Source organism: Thiosulfatihalobacter marinus (genome assembly GCF_016019955.1).
Classification (GTDB): Bacteria; Pseudomonadota; Alphaproteobacteria; order Rhodobacterales; family Rhodobacteraceae; genus Shimia; species Shimia marinus_A.
The window spans coordinates 100,309-121,428 of sequence record NZ_JAECRZ010000002.1 but is presented as its reverse complement, the minus strand read 5'-3'; the positions used below and the strand labels follow the sequence as shown (position 1 = coordinate 121,428).

General features: G+C 64.0%; 18 protein-coding genes. 7 read left to right on the top strand and 11 right to left on the bottom strand.

The window, feature by feature from the left end; genetic code table 11:
• Positions 1–10: 10 nt before the first annotated feature.
• Positions 11–1,543 carry an acyl-CoA carboxylase subunit beta gene (locus I3253_RS03580; protein WP_197916275.1) on the bottom strand — a complete coding sequence of 511 codons (1,533 nt, stop codon included), beginning with the start codon at positions 1,541–1,543 and terminating at the stop codon, positions 11–13.
• 180 nt (positions 1,544–1,723) lie between these two features.
• Here I3253_RS03580 and I3253_RS03575 point away from each other — a divergent pair, with 180 nt between their 5' ends.
• The 3 genes from I3253_RS03575 to I3253_RS03565 all read left to right on the top strand — a co-directional run bounded on the left by I3253_RS03575 (position 1,724) and on the right by I3253_RS03565 (position 5,307).
• Positions 1,724–2,938 carry a multidrug effflux MFS transporter gene (locus tag I3253_RS03575; RefSeq protein ID WP_197916274.1) on the top strand — a complete coding sequence of 405 codons (1,215 nt, stop codon included), beginning with the start codon at positions 1,724–1,726 and terminating at the stop codon, positions 2,936–2,938.
• A gap of 113 nt (positions 2,939–3,051) precedes the next feature.
• Positions 3,052–4,452 (top strand): helix-turn-helix domain-containing protein, encoded by a 1,401-nt coding sequence (locus tag I3253_RS03570; RefSeq protein WP_197916273.1) that lies wholly within the window; start codon positions 3,052–3,054, stop codon positions 4,450–4,452.
• Between the two features lie 45 nt (positions 4,453–4,497).
• Positions 4,498–5,307 carry an alpha/beta hydrolase gene (locus tag I3253_RS03565; protein ID WP_197916272.1) on the top strand — a complete coding sequence of 270 codons (810 nt, stop codon included), beginning with the start codon at positions 4,498–4,500 and terminating at the stop codon, positions 5,305–5,307.
• Here I3253_RS03565 and I3253_RS03560 read toward each other — a convergent pair.
• From I3253_RS03560 to betB, 3 genes are all read right to left on the bottom strand, one after another.
• Positions 5,289–5,528, bottom strand: coding sequence for a YdcH family protein (locus tag I3253_RS03560; protein WP_197916271.1), 240 nt, complete (start codon positions 5,526–5,528; stop codon positions 5,289–5,291). The genes I3253_RS03565 and I3253_RS03560 overlap by 19 nt on opposite strands.
• 98 nt (positions 5,529–5,626) lie before the next feature.
• The gene (gene betA, locus I3253_RS03555; protein WP_197916270.1) at positions 5,627–7,276 is read right to left on the bottom strand and encodes a choline dehydrogenase; all 1,650 of its coding nucleotides are present in this window, start codon (positions 7,274–7,276) and stop codon (positions 5,627–5,629) included.
• Positions 7,277–7,355: 79 nt separating this feature from the next.
• Positions 7,356–8,807, bottom strand: coding sequence for a betaine-aldehyde dehydrogenase (gene betB, locus I3253_RS03550; RefSeq protein ID WP_197916269.1), 1,452 nt, complete (start codon positions 8,805–8,807; stop codon positions 7,356–7,358).
• 147 nt (positions 8,808–8,954) lie between these two features.
• Here betB and betI point away from each other — a divergent pair, with 147 nt between their 5' ends.
• Positions 8,955–9,545: a choline-binding transcriptional repressor BetI gene (betI, locus tag I3253_RS03545; RefSeq protein WP_197916268.1), complete on the top strand. Its 591-nt coding sequence runs from the start codon at positions 8,955–8,957 to the stop codon at positions 9,543–9,545.
• 10 nt (positions 9,546–9,555) lie between these two features.
• On the opposite strand, the gene I3253_RS03540 is transcribed toward betI, so the two are convergent.
• The 3 genes from I3253_RS03540 to I3253_RS03530 form a co-directional block, all read right to left on the bottom strand.
• Positions 9,556–10,608: a DUF1036 domain-containing protein gene (locus I3253_RS03540; RefSeq protein WP_197916267.1), complete on the bottom strand. Its 1,053-nt coding sequence runs from the start codon at positions 10,606–10,608 to the stop codon at positions 9,556–9,558.
• 61 nt (positions 10,609–10,669) lie between these two features.
• Positions 10,670–11,575, bottom strand: a complete 906-nt coding sequence (locus I3253_RS03535; RefSeq protein ID WP_197916266.1) for a DMT family transporter — start codon at positions 11,573–11,575, stop codon at positions 10,670–10,672.
• A 124-nt stretch (positions 11,576–11,699) separates the two neighbouring features.
• On the bottom strand, positions 11,700–12,302 hold the full coding sequence (locus I3253_RS03530; protein WP_197916265.1) for a LysE/ArgO family amino acid transporter: 603 nt from the start codon (positions 12,300–12,302) through the stop codon (positions 11,700–11,702).
• 92 nt (positions 12,303–12,394) lie between these two features.
• Here I3253_RS03530 and I3253_RS03525 point away from each other — a divergent pair, with 92 nt between their 5' ends.
• Together I3253_RS03525 and I3253_RS03520 are read left to right on the top strand one after the other, a co-directional pair.
• The gene (locus I3253_RS03525; protein ID WP_197916264.1) at positions 12,395–13,276 is read left to right on the top strand and encodes a LysR family transcriptional regulator ArgP; all 882 of its coding nucleotides are present in this window, start codon (positions 12,395–12,397) and stop codon (positions 13,274–13,276) included.
• A gap of 74 nt (positions 13,277–13,350) precedes the next feature.
• Entirely contained in the window at positions 13,351–14,421 is a 1,071-nt protein-coding gene (locus tag I3253_RS03520; RefSeq protein WP_197916263.1) for an acyltransferase family protein, read from the top strand.
• 52 nt (positions 14,422–14,473) lie between these two features.
• On the opposite strand, the gene I3253_RS03515 is transcribed toward I3253_RS03520, so the two are convergent.
• Positions 14,474–15,214, bottom strand: a complete 741-nt coding sequence (locus I3253_RS03515; RefSeq protein ID WP_197916262.1) for a YebC/PmpR family DNA-binding transcriptional regulator — start codon at positions 15,212–15,214, stop codon at positions 14,474–14,476.
• Between the two features lie 131 nt (positions 15,215–15,345).
• Here I3253_RS03515 and I3253_RS03510 point away from each other — a divergent pair, with 131 nt between their 5' ends.
• Entirely contained in the window at positions 15,346–17,118 is a 1,773-nt protein-coding gene (locus tag I3253_RS03510) for an SLC13 family permease (RefSeq protein WP_197916261.1), read from the top strand.
• A gap of 82 nt (positions 17,119–17,200) precedes the next feature.
• On the opposite strand, the gene I3253_RS03505 is transcribed toward I3253_RS03510, so the two are convergent.
• The 3 genes from I3253_RS03505 to I3253_RS03495 all read right to left on the bottom strand — a co-directional run bounded on the left by I3253_RS03505 (position 17,201) and on the right by I3253_RS03495 (position 21,119).
• Positions 17,201–17,596 (bottom strand): nuclear transport factor 2 family protein, encoded by a 396-nt coding sequence (locus I3253_RS03505; RefSeq protein ID WP_197916260.1) that lies wholly within the window; start codon positions 17,594–17,596, stop codon positions 17,201–17,203.
• Between the two features lie 216 nt (positions 17,597–17,812).
• Entirely contained in the window at positions 17,813–20,092 is a 2,280-nt protein-coding gene (locus tag I3253_RS03500; RefSeq protein WP_197916259.1) for an NADP-dependent malic enzyme, read from the bottom strand.
• Positions 20,093–20,111: 19 nt separating this feature from the next.
• Complete coding sequence (locus tag I3253_RS03495; protein WP_197916258.1) at positions 20,112–21,119, bottom strand: type I glyceraldehyde-3-phosphate dehydrogenase; 1,008 nt, start codon at positions 21,117–21,119, stop codon at positions 20,112–20,114.
• Position 21,120 lies beyond the last annotated feature (1 nt).

Below are 21,120 nucleotides of genomic sequence, written 5' to 3'. Positions count from 1 at the left end.
CCCTTTGCGATCACAACGGAATGTTGTCGTGCTTCTTCCACGGGTTCTTGACTTGCTTGTTGCGCAAGCTGGCAAAGGCCCGGGCCACCCGCTTGCGCGTGCCGCGCGGCTGAATCACCTCGTCGATGAACCCGCGCTCGGCGGCCACGAACGGGTTGGCAAAGCGATCCTCGTAATCGGCCGTATGCTGCGCGATCTTTTCGGCATCGCCCAGATCGGCGCGGTGAATGATCTCGGTCGCCCCCTTGGCGCCCATCACGGCGATCTCCGCCGTGGGCCAGGCATAGTTGAAATCGCCGCGCAGATGTTTGGACGCCATCACGTCATAGGCGCCCCCATAGGCCTTGCGCGTGATCACCGTCACTTTCGGCACAGTCGCCTCGCCATAGGCAAAAAGCAGTTTCGCACCATGCTTGATCACCCCGCCATATTCCTGGCTGGTTCCCGGCAGGAAGCCCGGCACATCCACCAGCGTCAGGATCGGGATTTCGAACGCGTCGCAGAACCGCACGAACCGCGCCGCCTTGCGAGAGCTGTCGATATCCAGACACCCCGCCAGCACCATCGGCTGGTTGGCCACCACACCCACGGTCTGCCCCTCCAGACGCACGAAGCCGGTGATGATGTTCTTGGCGAAATCTTCCTGAATCTCGTAGAAATCGCCCTCGTCGGCGATCTTCACGATCAGTTCCTTCATGTCATATGGGGTGTTGGCGTTCTCGGGCACCAACGTATCGAGCGAGTCTTCGATGCGCCCCGGCTCGTCAAAGAACGGACGCACTGGCGGCTTTTCGCGGTTGTTGAGCGGCAGGAAATCGACCAGGCGGCGCACTTCGGCCAGCGCCTCGACATCGTTTTCAAACGCCCCGTCGGCCACGCTCGACTTTTTCGTATGGGTCGATGCGCCGCCCAGCTCCTCGGCCGTCACCACCTCGTTGGTGACGGTCTTCACTACATCCGGGCCGGTCACGAACATATAGGACGTGTCCTTGACCATGAAGATAAAGTCGGTCATCGCCGGGCTGTACACCGCGCCACCGGCGCATGGGCCCATGATCACGCTGATCTGCGGCACGACACCGGACGCCATGATATTGCGCTGGAACACCTCGGCATAACCCGCAAGGCTGGCCACGCCCTCCTGAATGCGCGCGCCCCCCGAATCGTTGATCCCGATCACCGGCGCGCCGTTCTGCACCGCCATATCCATGATCTTGCAGATCTTCTCGGCATGGGTTTCCGAAAGCGATCCCCCGAACACGGTGAAATCCTGGCTGAACACATACACCATGCGGCCATTGATCGTGCCCCAGCCGGTGATCACGCCATCGCCCGCGGGCTTGTCCCTTTCCATCCCGAAATCGGTGCAGCGATGGGTTTTGAACATGTCGAACTCTTCAAACGAGTCCTCGTCCACAAGCAGTTCGATCCGCTCGCGCGCGGTCAGCTTGCCCTTGGCGTGCTGGCTGTCGATCCGGCGCTGCCCGCCGCCCAGCCGGGCCACATCCCGGCGCTCTTCCAGTTGCTGGAGGATATCTTTCATGGCTGGTCCCCTATGGTTTGAGCGCCAACATAGCCAAGCATTGCGTAACAACAAAGCCAATTTCGGCAAATTTGCAAACTTTGGAAAAATTGGAATGTGTATATTGAAAAACTGCAAATACTACACAAATCAACCATCCCGCCCGTGGACAATTTCGCGCCCCCGCCCTACCTCTGTTTCATGAAATCACGTACGGGCAGTCGATTTCTCGACCGCACAACACCACCAAACATCTTCACGCTGATCCTGCTGGCCGGGGTTTCGGCCCTGAGCATGAACATCTTTCTGCCCAGCCTGCCCAGCATGGCCGCGTATTTCGAAACCGACTACGCCGTGATGCAGCTTTCGGTAGCGGTCTACCTGGCGGTGAACGCGGTCTTGCAGGTGCTGATCGGTCCGATCTCGGACAAGCTGGGGCGCCGCCCGGTGATCCTGGGCGGGATGGCGATTTTCCTCGTGGCCACGCTGGGCTGTATCCTCGCGCCCAACGCCGCCCTGTTCCTGACCTTTCGCATGATGCAGGCCGCGGTGGTCGTGGCGATGGTGCTCAGCCGCGCCGTGGTGCGTGACATGGTGCCCGCCGACCAGGCCGCCTCGATGATCGGCTATGTGACCATGGGCATGACCGTGGTGCCGATGCTCGGGCCGGTACTGGGCGGCGCGCTGGACCAGATCTTTGGCTGGCAGGCCAGCTTCTGGGTACTGTTCGCGGCGGGCCTTGTGATCCTTGTGATGGCCTGGGCGGATCTGGGCGAAACCAAACAGTCCAGCGGCCTGTCCCTGGGCCGCCAGTTCCACGAATATCCCGAACTCCTGCGCAGCCCGCGCTTTTGGGGCTATTCCATGGCCTGCGCCCTCAGTTCGGGCGCGTTCTTTGCCTATCTGGGCGGCGCCCCGTTTGTCGCGACCGAGATTTTCGGGATGAGTCCCAGCAAGATGGGCCTGTATTTCGGCGCGCCCGCCGTGGGCTATTTTCTGGGCAATTTCCTGTCCGGGCGGTATTCCGTGCGCTTTGGCATCAACCCGATGGTGATGGCGGGCTGTAGCGTTGCGGCCAGCGGCGTGGCGCTGTCGCTGCTGATGTTCCCGCTGGGGGTCGGCTCGGCGGAAACCTTCTTTGGCCTGCTGTCGCTTGTCGGGGTCGGAAACGGCCTGACCATCCCCAATGCCACCGCCGGCGCGCTGTCGGTGCGCCCGCATCTGGCCGGCACCGCCTCGGGCCTGTCCGGGGCGATGATGATCGGCGGCGGCGCCGGGCTGTCGGCGCTGGCGGGCGCGCTGCTCGGCCCCGGCTCCGGCCCGTTCCCGCTCTTGTGGCTGATGCTGGCCACCTCGCTGGGCGGCGTCGTCGTGATCCTCCTGGTGATTCACCGCGAAAACCGGCTTGGCCTCTGAGAGGCGCGAGGCAGGCCCGCAGGGCCGACGAGCCCCCCCGGAAATCCCCACTGGCCCCCGCGGCTTTGCAAAGCTATCTTTGCAGCTACGCAACCCCAGTGCCGGAGGCCCCCTTGCCCACCCAGAAACTCTATGCCGGTGCCAAACTGCGCGAGATCCGCACCCGGCTTGCGCTGACCCAAAAGGATTTTGCCCAGAAGCTCGGCGTGTCGCTGCCCTATCTCAACCAGATGGAAAACAACAACCGTCCGGTGTCGACCACCGTGGTCCTGGCTTTGGCACAGGAATTTGGCCTGGACGTGACCGAGCTGTCCACCGGCGACAGCGAGCGGCTTGTGTCGGATATGCGCGAGGCCCTGGCCGACCCGGTCCTGGCCGAAGCCTCCGCCCCGCTGGCCGACTTGCGCCTGACCGCGTCCAACGCGCCCGCACTGGCCCGCGCCTTTCTGGAACTGCACCGCGCCTATCGCCAGACCCATGAACGGCTGGCCTCGCTGGACGAGGCGCTGGGGCGGCAGGACGTGCAGATGCAGGCCAGCCCCTGGGACGAGGTGCGCGACTTTTTTCACTATTGTGACAACTACATAGACGCCGTCGACCGGGCCGCCGAACATTTCGCCGCGCCCGCGCCCGACCAGGGCGGCATCCGCGCAACCGCCCTCGCGGCGTTGCGGGCGCGGGGCATCACGGTGGAATTCACCGATATCGAAGACCAGCGTCTGTTCGATCCAGATGCGGCGCGCCTGCAAATCTCGCGCTACGCCCAGCCGGAAACGCAAACCTTCCAGTTGCTGTTGCAGGTGGCGCTGATGCAAAGCGACAAGTTGCTGGAGGCCACGCTCGATCTTGCCCGCTTCCAGACCGAAGCCGCCCGCGCCATTGCCAAGATCGGGCTGGCCAACTATTTCGCCGGCGCGGCGCTGATGCCCTATACCGGCTTTCTTCAGGCGGCGCGCGAAACCCGCCACGATCTGGAACTGCTGGCCAACCGCTTTGGCGCCTCGGTCGAACAGGTTGCCCACCGCCTTTCGACCATGCAGCGCCCCGGCGCCAAGGGCATCCCGTTCTTTTTCGTGCGTGTCGACCAGGCCGGAACCATCACCAAGCGCCATTCGGCCACGCGCCTGCAATTCGCCCGCTTTGGCGGCGCCTGCCCCCTGTGGAACGTACACCGCGCTTTTGAAACCCCGGGCCGTTTCCTGCGTCAGCTGGCCGAAACACCTGATGGTGTGCGCTATATCTCGCTGGCGCGGGACGTGTCCAAATCGGGCGGGCATTTTGGTGCCCCGGTGCGGCGCTACGCGATTGCGCTGGGCTGCGAAATCCGCCATGCCGATGCGCTGGTCTATGCCGATCACATGGACATTTCAAACCCGCAAGCCTTTGAACCGATAGGCATTTCTTGCCGGATTTGCGAGCGCACCCATTGTCATCAACGCTCGGTACCGCCTCTGGAACGCCGCTTGACGATCAATCAGAACACCCGCGGCGTGCTACCCTATGAGGTGGAGTAAGACAGATTTCAGGCCTCCGGCGGGGATATTTGGAGCCAAAAGAAGATGCGCCTTCTGTTCAAGCTGCTTACGATTGTCGTGGTCACCGCCTATGGAATGATCGCCTTGTCCGGGGTGGCCGAACGGATGGTCATCTACCCGTTTGACCCGGCCCGCCAGTCCCCCGCCGAGGCCGGGCTGGACGGGGTGGTGGAACAGCGTCTTGAGCGGGACGGCGAAACCCTGATTGTCTGGACGGCGCCGCCCCGGCCCGGGCAGCCGGTCATCCTGTATTTTCATGGCAATGCCGGCAATCTTGCCGCGCGGGCCGGCCGATTCCGGCGCTTTCTGGCGCGTGGCTACGGGGTGGTCGCCCCCGCCTATCGCGGCTCCTCGGGCAGCGGCGGAACACCGGTCGAGCCTGCCCTGATCGGCGATGCCGTGGCGCTCTGGCCGCTGCTGGCCCGGATGGAGGCCCCTGTCATAGTCTATGGGGAAAGCCTTGGCGCCGCCTTGGGCATCGCGCTGGTGGCCACGGCGCCGCAGCGCTTTTCCGCACTGGTTCTGGAGGCGCCGTTTACCTCGATCGCCGATCTGGCCGAGTACCATTATCCGGGCACCAAAGAGATCGCGCTGTCGCTGGACAACCAGTGGCCCAGCCTGCGCCGCGCCGCCGCCCTGACTCTGCCCTTGCTGGTCATGCACGGCACCCAGGACGATCTGATTCCCTATGAAATGGGGCAGCGGGTATTGGCCGCTGCCCGTTCGGAAGAAAAGCAATTTCTTGGCGTCCAGGGCGCCGGTCACACCGATCTGTGGCGCTCTGACACCTTGCCGCGCCTGTGGCGCTTTGTCGATCAGTTCGCCTTGAGATAGGCGTAGATCTCGTCTTTCAGCGCGCCGCGCCGCTTGCGCAGATCCACCTCGGACAATTCCTCGCGCGGTTCCACGTTGGTTTCGGCACGATGCACCTTGCGGTTCAATTCGTGATAGTCGTCGAACAGCTTGGCGAAATGCGCATCATTCACCTTGAGCGCGCTCATTTTCTCGACAAATTCGGGGAATTCTTCGGCCAGCTCATGGGGGGTGTGGGACATGTCGTGCGCTCCTTTATCGTCGTGTCGGACAGAGCCTACAGACAGCAAAACGCGCCCCGCCTTGACAGGGATCAAACCGGCGCGCGAAATCGCATTTTTCAGCGCTGTTCCGCCTGCCAGCCCGGCGCAAACCAGGGGGTCTCGTTCGATGCGGCCAGGCGGCGGCCCAGGATGTGGTCGGCGGCCTTTTCGCCGGTCATGATCGACGGACCGTTCAGATTGCCATTGGTGATGCGCGGAAAGATCGAGCTGTCGGCCACGCGCAGCGCGTCCACGCCGATCACGCGGCATTCGGGATCCACCACCGCGTGCGGATCGTCCGCCCGCCCCATCCGGCAGGTGCCGCAGGGGTGATAGGCGCTTTCCACGTGCTCGCGGATGAACCCGTCCAGATCGTCATCCGATTGCAACGCGACGCCGGGCTGAATCTCGTGTTTGACGAAGGGCGCAAACGCGTCCTGAGCAAAGATCTCGCGGGTCAGGCGGATGCAGGTGCGGAAATCCTCCCAATCCTCGGCTGCGCTCATATAGTTGAACAGGATATGCGGCGCGGCTTTCGGATCGCCCGATTGCAACGAAACCGCCCCGCGCGACGCCGAGCGCATCGGGCCGACATGCGCCTGGAACCCGTGCCCTTCGGCCGCGGCCTGCCCGTCATAACGCACCGCGATAGGCAGGAAATGGTACTGGATATCCGGATAGCGCACCCCCGGCTTCGAGCGAATGAATGCCGCGCTTTCAAACTGGTTGGACGCCCCCAGCCCGGTCTTGGCAAACAGCCATTGCGCGCCGATCAGCGCCTTGCCGAACAGGTTCCAATACTTGAACAGCGTGATCGGCTGTTTGCTGGCCATCTGGATATACAGCTCCAGGTGATCCTGAAGGTTCTGCCCCACGCCGGGGCGGTCGGCCAGCACGTCGATACCGTGTTCGGCCAGATGCGCCGCCGGTCCGATCCCAGACAGCATCAACAGCTTGGGCGAGTTCAGCGAACTGGCCGCCAGGATCACTTCGGCGCGCGCACCGATCACCTGCACCTTGCCGCCGCGCTCGATTTCCACCCCTATGGCACGGCCGTCCTCGATCACCACGCGCCGGGCCAGCCCGCGGACCAGATCGCAGTTCTCGCGCTTCAGCGCCGGTTTCAGATAGGCATTGGCCGCCGACCAGCGCCGCCCCTTCCACACGGTCATCTCCATGGCGCCGAAACCCTCTTGCCGGCGCCCGTTGTAATCCTCTGTCACCGGATAGCCCGCCTGCCGCCCCGATTCGACAAACGCGGTGTGCAGCGGGTTGTCGCGCGGTCCGCGCGTGACATGCAGCGGCCCGTCCGTGCCGCGAAACCCGTCGGCATTATCGCCGCCATGCCAGCTTTCCATGCGCTTGAAATAGGGCAGCACATCGGCATAGCCCCAGCCGGTCGCGCCGCTTTCCGCCCAATGGTCATAATCCCCGGCATGGCCGCGCACATAAACCATCCCGTTGATCGAGCTTGACCCCCCGATCACCTTGCCGCGCGGACAGGCCAGCCGCCGCCCGCCAAGATGCGGCTCGGGCGCGGTGCGATAGCCCCAGTCATACATCGACATGTTCATCGGATAGCTCAGCGCCGCCGGCATCTGGATCAGCGGCCCGGCATCGCTGCCGCCATGCTCGATCACCAGAACCGATTTGCCGGCCTCGCTCAGCCGATAGGCCAGCGCACAGCCCGCGCTGCCCGCCCCGACAATCACATAATCCGCCTGCATTATCCGCGCTCCCAAACCATCGCCCTTTTGGCGGGCGGGGTGGGCGGGTGGGCGCGTGGCAAAAGGGCGATGCGCGCGCTCAAAACGGGGCCTCCACGTCGCCCATGCGCACATAGACCGATTTCACCTGGCTGTAATGCTGGATGGCCTCCTTGGAATTCTCGCGGCCCACACCGCTGGCCTTCACCCCGCCAAAGGGCGCCTCGACCGGGGCGTCATTGTAGGAATTGATGAAACAGCTTCCCGCCTGCATCTGCCCGATCACCCGGTGCGCCCGGCTCAGGTCGCGGGTAAACACCCCCGCCGACAGGCCGAACTCCGTCGCGTTGGCACGCGCCACCGCCTCGGCCTCGTCCTCGAAATCCAGCACCGACATCACCGGGCCAAAGATCTCTTCGCGCGCGATCGTCATGTCGTCGCTCACATCGGCGAACACCGTGGGCGCAACATAAAACCCGTCGCGCGCCAGCCGTTGCCCGCCACAGATCAGCCGCGCGCCTTCCGCCTTGCCCTTGTCAACATAGCCCAGCACGATATTCATCTGCGCCGCGCTCACCATCGGGCCAAAGCTGGTGGCCTCGTCCAGCGGATCGCCGATCACCGCGTCGCCCAGCCGTTCGGCCAGCCGCGCCAGGAACGCCTCCTTGATGCCCTTCTGCACGAACACCCGCGTGCCGTTGGAACAGACCTGCCCCGAGGAATAGAAATTGCCGTTGATCGCGCCGCCCACGGCATTGTCCAGATCCGCGTCGTCAAAGATGATCAGCGGCGATTTGCCCCCCAGCTCCATCGTGACATGCTTCATCTGCGCCGCCGCCGCCGCGTATACCTTACGCCCGGTCGGCACCGATCCGGTCAGCGACACTTTGGCGACACGCGGATCCCCCACCAGCGCGGCGCCCACCTCGCCCATGCCCTGCACCACGTTGTACACACCTTTGGGCAAGCCCGCCTCAACCAGGATTTCCGCCAGTTTCAGCGCACAGATCGGCGTGGTTTCCGACGGTTTGAACACCATCGCATTGCCACAGGCCAGCGCCGGGGCGCCCTTCCAGGCGGCGATCTGCGTGGGATAGTTCCACGCGCCGATGCCCACGCACACGCCCAGCGGTTCGCGGACCGTGTAGACCCAGTCTTCGCCCAACGCGATATGCTCGCCCGTCAGGCTGGCGGCCAGCCCGCCGAAATACTCCAGCGCATCCGCCGCGCTGGTGGCATCCACGGCCAATGTCTCCTGCAAGGGTTTGCCGGTGTCGTGGGTTTCCAGCACTGACAATTCGTGATTGCGTTCGCGGATGATCGCCGCCGCGCGGGTCAGGATACGCCCCCGCTCGCGCCCCGTCCTCCTGGCCCAGTCCCGCTGCGCCGCCTCGGCACTGGCCAGCGCCCGATCCACGATGGCGGGCGTGGCGGCATGAACCCGCCCGATCACCTGGCCGGTCGCCGGGTAAATGATGTCGATCGGGGCGCCTTCGGTATCCTCGACATAGGCGCCGTCGATGAAATGGCTGGCGGTGGGTTGCAATTGCATGGGGTGCGCTCCTGCGGAAATGGGACGGGGGATTCCCCCGGCGATCCGGCGAGCCTAGCACCGGATTTCAATTTTTTGAATGACCATTTCATTTTTTATTTGAACATGAATATTGCACCCCCGCACGCATCCGGCCAAAGTGCGCCAATGGGCCGTACACGTATCCGGGATATCCGCCATCGCGAACTGATCGACGCCACTGTTTCGGCGGTGCATCAACGCGGCTATGCCGTTGTCACCATGGCGGAAATCGCATCTCTGGCCGGGGCCTCGGCGGCCTCGATCAACTATTATTTCGGCTCCAAGGAAAAGCTGATGGAGGCCACGATGCGCCACCTCATGACGCTTTTGAAACAGGCCATGCTGGAACGTTACGCCACCGCCCAGACACCGCTCGACCGGCTGAACGCCGTGCTGGATGCCAATTTCTCCGACCGGTTATACACGATCGAACAATGTTCGGTCTGGGTCCAGTTCTGGAGCAGCGCGCCCTATGTGCCCACGCTGGCGCGGCTGCATCAGATCAACCGCGCGCGCGTCACGTCGCATTTTCGCGCCGAACTGGGCGCGCTCCTGAGCCCCGCGCGCCGCGAAACCGTGCGCGTGGCCCTGCAATCCTACATGGATGGGGTCTGGCTGGAGGCCGCGCAGGCCGCCGCGCCGCTGCAACCGGCCCGCGCCCGCGCCGAGGCGCGCGAAGTGGCCGCGCTGTTGCTGCGCTCCAACAGCCAGGGCTAAGGACAGAACCCTAGCGGCGATAGACCAGCGGATCGGGATTGCCAAAATAGATCAGCTCCAGCCGATCGTCCGAGACATCCTCGATCAGGTAGCAATAGCTGTCCCGGCTTTCCGGGTCGGTCTGGATCAGCACCGGCCCGACATCCGGCGCGTCCTCGCAACGCGGTGCGATCTGCAAGAACAGGCGGCTCATCCATTCCCCGCCGTAAATCTCCTGCAACTCCGCCCCTTCGATATAAATCTCGGAACTGGGATCATCCGCGCTGCGCCACATCCCCTGCATGGCGATGCGCTGCGCCTGCCACGGGTCCAGCCCGGGAAAATGCGTCACTTCGCGCAGCGCCACCTCAACCGTGATATCCCCGAAATAGATCATGTCACCCGAAATCCCGACCGGCGTGCCCACCGGCAAAAACTCCAGCTTGTCCAGCATCCAGTCCGGCGTGCCGCCACCGTAATAGGCATAGAACTTCCATCCGTCGCTATGTACGGCGCACCAGGCCCCCTCTTCGCCCTGCTCGCAGCCCTGAAAGATGCCGGTCTGCGAAAACGGCTCGCCCAGCTGTCCGGGGCGCGCATTCTGGCGTATCGGCAACATGCCGGCGGCGATCTCCTGCATTTCCACATGCGGCGGTTTGGGCGGCGGCGCGGTCTGCGTGAAATAGCCCGCCCCCACCGACACCGAAAACTGTTTCGCGGTCTTGCCCGTGTCGATACGTGCAAAGCTGTTGATGTCATAGCCGCGCGACTTGCACGCCGTGTCCCCGGTGATCGTGAAGGCGGCGGATTGCGTGCAGAACGTGTATTTCTTCTCTGGGGTAAACGCGCGCCCCCTGGCGCTGGCAAAGATATAGTAATAGCGCTGTTTCAGATCGCCCTTGACCGGCTCCTTGCATTCGCCCGGGTCCAGGTTCCACCAACCTCTGGACACCCAGTCTTCGCCGTCCTTGTAACCCACCGCAACGCTTTGGCTGAAACCGCTGGAATTGCACAGCTCCAGCCCGGCCCGCGCCATGCCGCCAGATCCCATTGCAATCGCGAAAATCAATACTGCCAGCCGCATGTCTTTCCTCCCTTGACGAGATCAGCCTAGCGCGCGCATCGCCGCCGGCAAAGCGCAAAGCTCACAGCTTGGTCTGTCCCACAAGGGGCGTGATCTGGCGCCGCTTCAGCACCGCCTCGCGCCAGGTGATGAAACTGATCGCGCCGATGATCACCAGCCCGCCCAGGATCACCCAGATATCGGGCGCCTCGCTGAACGCCACCCAGCCCAGCAGCACCGCCCAGATCAATTGCAGAAAGCTGACCGGCTGCGTCACCGTCACCGGCGCGGCGGCAAAGGCCAGCGTCATCGCGTAATGCCCCGCCGTGGCGAAACAGGCGACGCCGAACAGGATCGCCAGATCGTACCAGCCGGGTGTCACCCACACCGCCCAGGCCGCCGGGGCCAGCCCGATCGTCACCGTGATCGACAGCATCCCCACCACCGTCGCCGGGCTGACTTCGTCGCTCAGTATCTTGGCCACCAGATAGCCGCCCGCGAACAGGAACGCGGTGAACAACATCGCCACATGGCCCGGATCCAGCGCGCGAAATCCGGGGCGCAATATGATCAGCGCGCCCACCAGCGCCATCGCCACCGCCAGGATGCGCCGCAATGCCAGCTTTTCCCCCAGAAACAGCGCCGCGCCCAGCGTCACATAGACCGGCGACAGGTAATTCATCGCCGTGACCTCGGCCAGCGGGATGCGCGCCATGGCAAAGAACCACAGGATCACCGCCCCCGTATGCAATAGCCCGCGCAGGCCGAACAGGCCCAGCTGGCGCCGGGTCAGCCGGGCGCGCAGGATCGGGCGGATCATCGGCAACAGGAACACCAGCCCCAGCGCATAGCGCAGAAACGCCGCCTCGGCGGCAGGCACCCGCGTGCCCACCAGCTTGACCAGCGCGGTCACGGCCACGAAACACAGGCCCGTGACCAACATCCAGAACACGCCCGCGACCGGCTTTTGCTGAGAGTCTGTCGTCATGGGTGCACATGACCATGTTTGCCAACCGGTGTCGAGATAGCGAACAGGTTAACCATCCCGGCGCCACGCCCAAGGCGCACAGGCGCCTGTCGGGGCGGCCCGGCATGCGGGGTCTGTCCCGGGCTTATGTGCCAAAGATCAGCTTTGCCGCGATGGCCCACATGGTGACGCCCACCACCACGTCCAGCCCCCGCCACGCCCGCGCGCTTGTGAAAACCGGGCGCAACAGCCGCGCGCCAAAGCCCAGCGTGAAGAAGAACGCAAAACTGCTCAGCGCCGCCCCCACGCCAAAGGCCCAGGCCTGTTCATATTGCGCCGATATCCCGCCCAGCAGCACAACCGTATCCAGATAGACATGCGGATTGGCCCAGGTCAGCAACAAACATGTGGTCAGCGCACCGCGCAGGCTCCCGGCGGTGCGGCCCTTGTCTTCCAGCCTGCCGCCGCCCTGCACGGCGGCCCGGAAATTCATCGCGCCATACACGAACAGAAATGCCGCCCCGCCCCAGCGCACGAACCCCAGCGCCCATGGATTGGCCGCCACCAGCGCGCCGAACCCGGCCACCCCGGCGGTGATCAGCACCGCATCCGAAACCGCGCAGGTCAGCACCAGCGGCAGCACATACTCCCCGCGCAGCCCCTGCCGCAGCACAAAGGCATTTTGCGCCCCGATCGCCATGATCAACGAGAACCCAAGCGCGAATCCCGCAAGCCCTGCCTCCAACATCTGCCCTCTCCATCGTTCTGCCTTGCGGCTTGTCTAGAGACACCAATGGATTTACACAAATGAAGAAACCTGACCTCGGATTAGATTTGCTAATGCACTTCGACCACGCCCAGCTCTCTGCCCTGGCCGCCATTCTGCGCAGCGGCAGCTTTGACTCCGCCGCCGCCGCGCTGGGGGTCACGCAATCTGCGATCTCGCAGCGCATCAAGGCGCTGGAAGAGCGGGTCGGCACGCCGCTGGTGCGGCGCGGCCAGCCCTGCACCGGCACCGAAACCGGGCGGCGGCTGGTGGCGCATCTGGATCAGGTCGGGCTGCTGGAACAGGCCCTGGCCCGCGATCTGGGCAGCGAAGCCCCCCGCCCCGCGCGGCTGCGTATCGCCGTGACTGCCGACAGCCTTGCCACGTGGTTCCTTTCCGCCGCCGCCACCCAGCCGGACCTGCTGTTTGACCTTGTTGTCGATGATCAGGATTTTTCGGCCGACTGGCTGCGCCGGGGCGAGGTCGGGGCCGCCGTCACCGCCCACGAAACTCCGGTGGCGGGTTGCGACAGCACGCCGCTTGGGGCGCTGCGCTATCTGGCCACCGCCAGCCCGGCCTATGTGGCGCGCTGGTTTGGGAACGGCGTGACCGCCACCGCCATCGCCCGCGCGCCGATGCTGCATTTCGACGCCAAGGACCGGTTGCAACATCACTGGATGATGACGCATCTGGGTCAGGCACCCACCCCGCCCAGCCACCGGCTGCCCTCGTCGCAGGGCTTTGTCCGGGCCTGTCTGCTGGGACTGGGCTGGGGCATGAATCCCGAACCGCTGGTACGCGATCATATCGCCGCCGGGCGGCTGGTGCCGCTGCTGCCCGACGCCGCCCGCGACGTGGCGCTTTTCTGGCAAACCTCGCGCCTGCTGGCCCCGGCCCTTGCCCCCCTCACCCGCGCCGTGCGCGCGGCCACAAAATCGGCACTGATCGGCCCGTAAATCGCCCGCCTGCGTGGTTAACCCTCTTCAATCAGACCATCCGCAAACCTCCCTGACCGCGCCGGAGCGCCCCGATGACCACAGCCATAGCCACGACCGCCGCCATGCGCACCGAAATCGACACCATCCGCGCGATCGTATGTTTCGTGCTGGTGCTGCACCATGTCGTGGGCATTTCGCCCGAACAGGGGCTGGAACTGCCCTATGACAACATCGTCAGCGTGATCAGCCACACGACCCAGGACATGCGGATGCCGATCTTCAGCTTCGTGTCCGGTATGGTGTTCGCCCAGGTGACGGGATTGCTGCCCGACGCGCGCACCGTGGTCCGCAAAAAAGCGCGCCGCCTGCTGATCCCGATGGCCACAGTGGGCACGCTGTTCTGGCTGGCACGCTCGGGCGTGGGCAACGAAACCACGCCCTGGGGCATGATCCTGATCACCTCCTATGCGCATTTCTGGTTCCTTCAGGCCACGTTCCTGATCATGTCGGCCTTTGCCCTGCTCGCCTGCCTGACCGGTGGCGCGGGCCACAGGCAACTGGCCATGGGGCTGGGCGTTCTGGGCATCCTGTGGTGGGGGCTGGCGCTGTTTCCGCTGCCGCTGGTCAACTGGTTCTCGATCGCCAACGCCGCCTTTCTTCTGCCGTTCTTCATGTCGGGCTATCTGCTCAACCAGACCCCGGCGCTGCGCCGGCGTCTGCGCACCCATCCGCAGGCCCGCCCCGTGGGCGCGGCGCTGCTGATTGTCGGGCTGGTGATCGGCTGGCGCATCGCCGACGGCAGCCTGCTCCTGTCCGATCTGCCGCGCCGCCTGATCGCCATCTACCTTGGCTTCTCCGCCATTTTCGGCCTGATCATGCTGCGCCCGTCGTCAAACCTTCTGGCGCGCATCGGCAGATATTCCTTTGCGATCTACCTGTTCCACGTGTTCTTCTCCGCCTTCGCGACACAGGTCTGGCACGCCCTGGGCGAACCCATCCCCCTGCTTGGCATTGTCGGTGTGGGGATCGTGTTCGGCATGGGCGGGCCAATTCTGCTGCAAAACCTGATCCTGCGCTCCCCCCTGGCCGGCTTTCTGTTCCTCGGCCTGCCGCTGGACAAACAGCGCGCCCGAAAACTGTCCACCCAGCCCAGCGGCGCATGAAAAAGGGCGCGCCCCCCGGACGCGCCCTCTCATTGCCAACGGATGCACCGCCTCAGAGCTGTTCCATGACCGCGTCGCTGGCCTCGAAATTCGTGGTCACGCGCTGCACATCGTCATCATCCTCCAGCGCGTCGATCAGCTTCATCAGCTTCTGCATACCGTCCAGGTCCATCTCGGTCGTGGTGGTCGGCCGCCACACCAGCTTGGTCGAATCGCTCTCGCCCAGCGCCGCCTCCAGCGCGTTGGATACGTCGTTCAGATCCGTATCCGCGCACCAGATGACATGGCCATCCTCGCTGCTTTCCACATCCTCGGCGCCCGCCTCGATCGCCGCCTCGAAAATCGCGTCCGCATCGCCGGCTTCCACCGGATAGGTCACTTCGCCCTTGCGCTCGAACATGAACCCGACCGAGCCGGTCTCGCCCAGGTTGCCGCCGTTCTTGGAAAAGGTCGACCGCACCGTCGAAGCCGTGCGGTTGCGGTTGTCGGTCATCGCCTCGACAATCACCGCCACGCCATTGGGGCCATAGCCCTCATAGCGGATTTCCTCGTATTCGTCGCCTTCCCCGGCGGTCGATTTCTTGATCGCGCGCTCGATCACGTCCTTGGGGACCGATTGCGTCTTGGCCTCCTTGACCGCCAGGCGCAGCCGCGGGTTCTTGTCCGGGTCGGGATCGCCCATCTTGGCTGCAACGGTGATCTCTTTCGACAGTTTCGAAAACAGCTTGCTGCGCGCGGCGTCCTGGCGCCCCTTGCGATGCTGAATATTCGCCCATTTACTATGGCCGGCCATGTTTCGCCTCCGGTTATTCCTGCACGTGTCCGTGATGTCGGCGCTTCTATACGGCAGTCAGGCCACAACCCGCAAGCGGCTTGCTTTCCGTTTGCGCCTGCGGTTGGATCAACCAAAACCGGGGCGCGCACATGACCATCGACCAGATTATCCTGTTCAGCCTCTTCGGCGGCGTCTTCGTGATGCTGCTCTGGGGCAAATTCCGCTATGATCTCGTGGCCTTCGCCGCCCTGATGACCGGCGTGGTGCTGGGCGTGGTGCCCACCAAGGACGCGTTTTCCGGCTTTGGCCACCCGGCCACGATCATCGTGGCGCTGGTGCTGGTGGTCTCGGCCGGGCTGGTGCGGTCGGGCGCGGTGCTCCTGATCACCCGCACGCTGGTGGACAGCGCCCGTGGTCTGGGCGGCCATATCGCGCTGATGGGAAGTATCGGCGCCGTGCTGTCAGCCTTCATGAACAACGTCGCCGCGCTGGCCCTGCTGATGCCGGTTGATATCCAGACCGCGCGCAAGGCCGGACGCAGCCCGGCACGCTCGCTGATGCCCCTTTCCTTTGCCACCATCCTGGGCGGCATGATCACCGCCATCGGCACGCCCCCCAACATCATCATCGCCGCGATCCGCGAGGATACGCTGGGCGCCCCGTTCCGCATGTTCGATTTCGCCCCGGTCGGCGGGCTGACCGCAATTGCCGGCCTCGCCTTCGTGGCGCTGATCGGCTGGCGCCTGATCCCCGAACGCGAGGATGCGGGCAGGAAGGTATCCGACCTTGGGCAATATATCGCGGAACTGACCATCCCGGCCGACAGCAAGCTGATCGGCCAGCGCCTGGGCGAACTGGATCCCCAGGCCGAGGAAAGCGATGTCGCCATCCTTGGCCTGTTGCGCGGCGGCAAACGCGTCTACGGCTCGGGCCGCAACAATATCCTGCGCGACGGCGACGCGCTGGTGCTCGAAGCCGCGCCCGACGCGCTGGACGAATTCCGCGCCGCCCTGGCGCTGAACTTCTCCGACGAAAAACGTGAAGAGCGGCTCAAGGCCGCGGGCGACGGGCTGGACGTGATCGAAATCGTCGTGCCCGAAACCGCCCGCATCGCCGGCAAGACGGCACAGGCGCTGGGGCTCGCCTGGCGGCAAGGCGCGGTGCTGATGGGCATTTCCCGTCAGGGTCAGCGCGTGCGCAGCCAGATCCGCAAGACAGTTGTGCTGCCCGGCGATATCCTGCTTGTTCTGGTCCCCAAAGGGCGGGGAGCCGACATCACCGATTGGCTGGGCTGCCTGCCGCTGGCCGACCGGGGCCTTGTCGTGACCGCAAATTCCAAGACATGGCTGGCCATCGGCCTGTTTCTGGCCGCCGTGATCGCCGCCTCGCTGGAACTGATCTATCTGCCTGTGGCGCTTGGCCTTGTTGCCATCGGCTATGTGCTCACCAGGATCATGCCGATCTCGGAAATCTACAACCAGATCGAATGGCCGGTGGTGGTGTTGCTGGGGTCGATGATCCCGCTTGGCACCGCACTGGAAAGCTCGGGCGGCACCGCCCTGATCGCGGGCAGTCTGGTCTCGCTGACCCAGGGATTTCCCGCCTGGGCCGTGCTGACGGTGCTGATGATCGTGACCATGACACTTTCGGACCTGCTCAACAATACCGCCACCACCATCGTGGCCGCCCCGGTGGGCATCCAGATGGCACAAACGCTGAATGTCTCGCCCGATCCCTTCCTGATGGTCGTGGCCGTGGCCGCAAGCTGTGCCTTCCTTACGCCCATCGGACACAAGAACAACACCCTGATCCTGGGCCCCGGCGGCTACCGTTTCGCGGATTACTGGCGCATGGGCCTGCCGCTGGAACTGATCGTTGTGGCGGTCTCGGTTCCCGCCATCCTGGTCTTCTGGCCGCTCTGAGTGGCCGGAGTTTCCCGACACGGGAAACAGCTCTGAAAAGCCCGCTTTTCAGGGCCGGAATGCAGATTGCATTCCGTGTGCCTCAGCCGCCTTCGACCTGCCGCGCATACTCTTCGGCATCAAACCATCCGCGCGATTCCCGCACTTTCAGATCCTCGCCCAGGTCCCATTCTTCCCAGCCGCGCACATTCAGCGGATTTTTGGTGCCCGCGTCGTGTCCGGTGAATGTCCAGACAAAAACCGCATGGGTGCCCGACAGGCGGAAGTCATCGCATGTCAGGCTCAGATCCGGCACGTCGGCAAAAAATCCCGCCGCCATTTCGCCGATCCTTGACCGTCCGGTCCACGGATCGCCGCGATTGATGATGATTTCACCATCCTCGGCAAAAAATCCCGCCACGTTTTCCGGATCGCCCGAATTCCACGCCGCCGTATAGGCGCGGGCCATGTCCCGGGCCGCGTTAACATCCACTGTCATGCCACTCTCCCTTGCTGCCCGTGCAGGCTAGCACGAATCGCATGTCAGGCACGGTCTTTTTCACATATCGGATGTCCATCCGGTAACAGCACCGCACGCAGCCTTGACCACGGGTTTTCGACAGGCCGGCACCCACGCAATACCGACGTGATACCGACGCGCCGCCGACAGGGCCTTTCTCAGCCCTGTCAACACGTTAACCCCGATTCGCCGCGCTCAGCCGTAAGACGACACATCCGTCCCCGCCAGCGCGGCCGTGTTCAGCAATCCACGCACCGTGATCGATGGCGTCACGATATGCGCCCGGTTGCCCATCCCCATCAGGATCGGCCCCACTTCCAGCCCGTCCGCCACCGATTTCAACACGTTGCGCGTCGCGCCCGCCGCATCCGTATTGGAATAGACCAGCACATTGGCCTTGCCCGTCAGGCGCCCGTCCGGGAACAGCCGGTCACGCAGGTCCGGGTCCAGCGCCGCATCGGTGTGCATCTCGCCTTCATACTCGAATTCCAGTTCGTTCAGGTCCAGCAATTCCAACGCGCCGCGCATCACGCGTCCCGAATGGCTGTCAAGGTTGCCGAACTGGCTGCCCGAGCACAGGGCGATCTTGGGATCCACCCCGAACCGGCGCACATGCCGCGCCGCCGCAATCACGGTTTCGGCCACCTGTTCCGAGGTCGGCTCGATATGGATATGTGTGTCGGCCAGGAACAGCGCCCCCTTGTCCAGCAGGATCAGCGACAAGGACGCAATCGGATGCAACTCCTTGTTTGCAAGCACTTCTGTCACGTAACGCAGGTGCCAGCGATACTCGCCAAACGTGCCACAGATCATGCTGTCGGCGTCCCCGCGATCCACGGCAATCGCCGCAATCGCGGTGGTGTTGGTGCGCAGGATTGTCTTGGCCGATTCCGGCGTCACGCCGCGCCGCCGCATCTTGACATGGTAATGGGTCCAGTAATCCCGGAACCGCTCGTCCTGCTCCGGGTTTACCAGATCGAAATCCACGCCGGGCTTGATCTTCAGCCCTGTCCGCTTCAGGCGATGCTCCACAACCTCCGGCCGCCCGATCAGAACCGGCGTATCCACGGTTTCCTCGATCATCGCCTGCGCGGTACGCAGAACCCGTTCATCCTCGCCCTCTGCAAAGATGATCCGCCGCCTTGTGCGGCTGGCCGCCTCGAAGACAGGGCGCATGATCATCGACGAACGGAACACCTGGGCCTGCAACCTGTCCTCATATTCGAACAGATCCAACTCGCGCGTTGCCACGCCGCTCTCCATCGCCGCCCTGGCCACCGCCACCGCGATCGTTGGCAGCAAACGAGGGTCAAACGGCTTGGGAATCAGATAGTTGGGCCCAAAAGACAGCTCTTCGCCGCGATAGGCCACCCCCACTTCGGCGCTGGTCGTTTCCCGCGCCAGCGAGGCAATCGCCTCGACACAGGCCAGCTTCATCTCGTCGTTGATCTCGGTCGCGCCCACATCCAGCGCGCCACGAAAGATGAACGGGAAACACAGCACGTTGTTGACCTGGTTGGGATAGTCGCTGCGCCCTGTCGCGATCAGGGCCCCCGGCGCCGCCGCGCGGGCCTCTTCGGGCATGATTTCCGGCGTGGGATTGGCCAGGGCAAAGATGATCGGGTCCTCCGCCATCTGCGCAACCATCTCCCGCGTCAACAGCCCCGGCCCGGACACCCCCAGGAACAGGTCTGCCCCCGCCATTGCCTCCATCGTGGTGCGCTTGTCGGTGTCCTGCGCGAATTCGGCCTTCTCCGGCGTCAGGTCGTTGCGCTGCTTGTGCACCACGCCCTTGCTGTCCAGCATCAGGATGTTTTCGTGCCGCACCCCCATCGTCATCAGCATCTTGAGACAGGCGATCCCCGCCGCCCCCGCGCCCAGCGCCACAACCTTGATCCGGTCCACCTGTTTATCGGCCACGATCAAGGCGTTATAGGCCGCCGCGGCCGCCACGATGGCGGTGCCATGCTGGTCATCGTGAAAGACCGGGATATTCATCCGTTCTTTACAAATACGCTCTACAAGGAAACAGTCGGGTGCCTTGATGTCTTCAAGGTTCACGGCGCCGAATGTCGGCTCCAGCCGGCAAACCAGATCGGCCAGCTTTTCGGGATCGGGCTCGTTCACCTCGATATCGAAACAGTCGATGCCGGCGAATTTCTTGAACAGCACGGCCTTGCCTTCCATCACCGGCTTGCTGGCCTGCGCGCCGATATTGCCAAGGCCCAGAACGGCGGTGCCGTTGGAAATCACCGCCACCAGATTGCCCTTGGACGTGTAACGCGCCGCATCCGCGGGGTTTTTCTCGATCTCAAGGCAGGCTTCGGCCACGCCGGGGCTGTAGGCGCGGCTCAGATCGCGCCCGGTGGTCATCGGTTTGGTGGCGCGAATCTCCAGCTTCCCGGGCTTGGGAAATTCGTGATAATCCAGCGCCGCCTTGCGCGCAGTTTCCTGCGCCTCTTTTTGTTCCGTCATCTTGTTCTCCGATGTCCCCTCAAACGGCGTTCCGCCGCCCCATTAACGTCGCCATGTCCAACATGCGGTTGGAAAAGCCCCATTCATTATCGTACCACCCGAAGACCCGTAACAACCCCCCAACCGAAACCGAGGTCTCGCGCCCGCTTATGATCAGCGATTCAGGCCGCGCTCGAAGGTCGGTGGACACCAGCGGCGTCTCGGTCCACCCGATCAGCGCGCCGCGCGCCGCCTCGGCCCGCAAAACGGCATTCACAACCTCGCGCTCCGTTGGCCTAACTGTCTGAATTGTCAGATCAATTGCCGAAACACTGGCGGTGGGCACACGAATGGCGCGCGCCTCGACCCGCCCGGCCAGATGTGGCAGAACCCGGTCTATCAGCCGCTGCGCCGAAGTCGTCGTGGGCACCATCGACAGCGCCGCCGCCCGGCTGCGCGCCAAATCGCCGCGCGGCTTGTCAACCGTCGGCTGGCTGCCGGTATAGCAATGCACCGTCGTCATATGACCGCTGGTCAGGCCGTATTCCGCATCCAGCACCCGCAACAGCGGCGCCAGCGCGTTGGTCGTGCAGGAGGCATTCGACACGATGCGCTGATCCGCCAGCAGATGCGCATTCGCCCCCATCACCAGCGTGACATCGGCCTCCTCCGACGGCCCCGAAATCAGGACCGAGCGCGCCCCCGCCGACAGCCCGCGTTCGGCCATTGCCCGTGTACCAGCCATGCCAGTGCATTCCAGCACCACATCCACCGATCCCAGATCCAGCGCCGTCAGATCATGCGCATCATGGAACGCAATCGGCCTCCCATCGATCACCAACCGCCCGTCGGCCACCGCCACCTGCCCCGAATAGGCACCGAAAACGCTATCGTATTCAAAGAGATAGGCACAGGTTTCCAAAGGCTCGATATCATTGATCCCGACAATCTCGATACCGGGATGCTGCCCCCGAGCCAGGATCCGCAACAAGGTGCGCCCAATTCGGCCGAACCCGTTGATGAAGACCCGGATTGTGCGATCTGACATG

Bases quoted from the DNA above. Each gene is read 5' to 3' on its own strand.
- I3253_RS03580 (WP_197916275.1), bottom strand. From the start codon at position 1,543: ATGAAAGATATCCTCCAGCAACTGGAAGAGCGCCGGGATGTGGCCCGG.
- I3253_RS03575 (WP_197916274.1), top strand. From the start codon at position 1,724: ATGAAATCACGTACGGGCAGTCGATTTCTCGACCGCACAACACCACCA.
- I3253_RS03565 (WP_197916272.1), top strand. From the start codon at position 4,498: ATGCGCCTTCTGTTCAAGCTGCTTACGATTGTCGTGGTCACCGCCTAT.
- I3253_RS03560 (WP_197916271.1), bottom strand. From the start codon at position 5,528: ATGTCCCACACCCCCCATGAGCTGGCCGAAGAATTCCCCGAATTTGTC.
- betA (WP_197916270.1), bottom strand. From the start codon at position 7,276: ATGCAGGCGGATTATGTGATTGTCGGGGCGGGCAGCGCGGGCTGTGCG.
- betB (WP_197916269.1), bottom strand. From the start codon at position 8,807: ATGCAATTGCAACCCACCGCCAGCCATTTCATCGACGGCGCCTATGTC.
- betI (WP_197916268.1), top strand. From the start codon at position 8,955: ATGGGCCGTACACGTATCCGGGATATCCGCCATCGCGAACTGATCGAC.
- I3253_RS03540 (WP_197916267.1), bottom strand. From the start codon at position 10,608: ATGCGGCTGGCAGTATTGATTTTCGCGATTGCAATGGGATCTGGCGGC.
- I3253_RS03535 (WP_197916266.1), bottom strand. From the start codon at position 11,575: ATGACGACAGACTCTCAGCAAAAGCCGGTCGCGGGCGTGTTCTGGATG.
- I3253_RS03530 (WP_197916265.1), bottom strand. From the start codon at position 12,302: ATGTTGGAGGCAGGGCTTGCGGGATTCGCGCTTGGGTTCTCGTTGATC.
- I3253_RS03525 (WP_197916264.1), top strand. From the start codon at position 12,395: ATGCACTTCGACCACGCCCAGCTCTCTGCCCTGGCCGCCATTCTGCGC.
- I3253_RS03520 (WP_197916263.1), top strand. From the start codon at position 13,351: ATGACCACAGCCATAGCCACGACCGCCGCCATGCGCACCGAAATCGAC.
- I3253_RS03515 (WP_197916262.1), bottom strand. From the start codon at position 15,214: ATGGCCGGCCATAGTAAATGGGCGAATATTCAGCATCGCAAGGGGCGC.
- I3253_RS03510 (WP_197916261.1), top strand. From the start codon at position 15,346: ATGACCATCGACCAGATTATCCTGTTCAGCCTCTTCGGCGGCGTCTTC.
- I3253_RS03505 (WP_197916260.1), bottom strand. From the start codon at position 17,596: ATGACAGTGGATGTTAACGCGGCCCGGGACATGGCCCGCGCCTATACG.
- I3253_RS03500 (WP_197916259.1), bottom strand. From the start codon at position 20,092: ATGACGGAACAAAAAGAGGCGCAGGAAACTGCGCGCAAGGCGGCGCTG.
- I3253_RS03495 (WP_197916258.1), bottom strand. From the start codon at position 21,119: ATGTCAGATCGCACAATCCGGGTCTTCATCAACGGGTTCGGCCGAATT.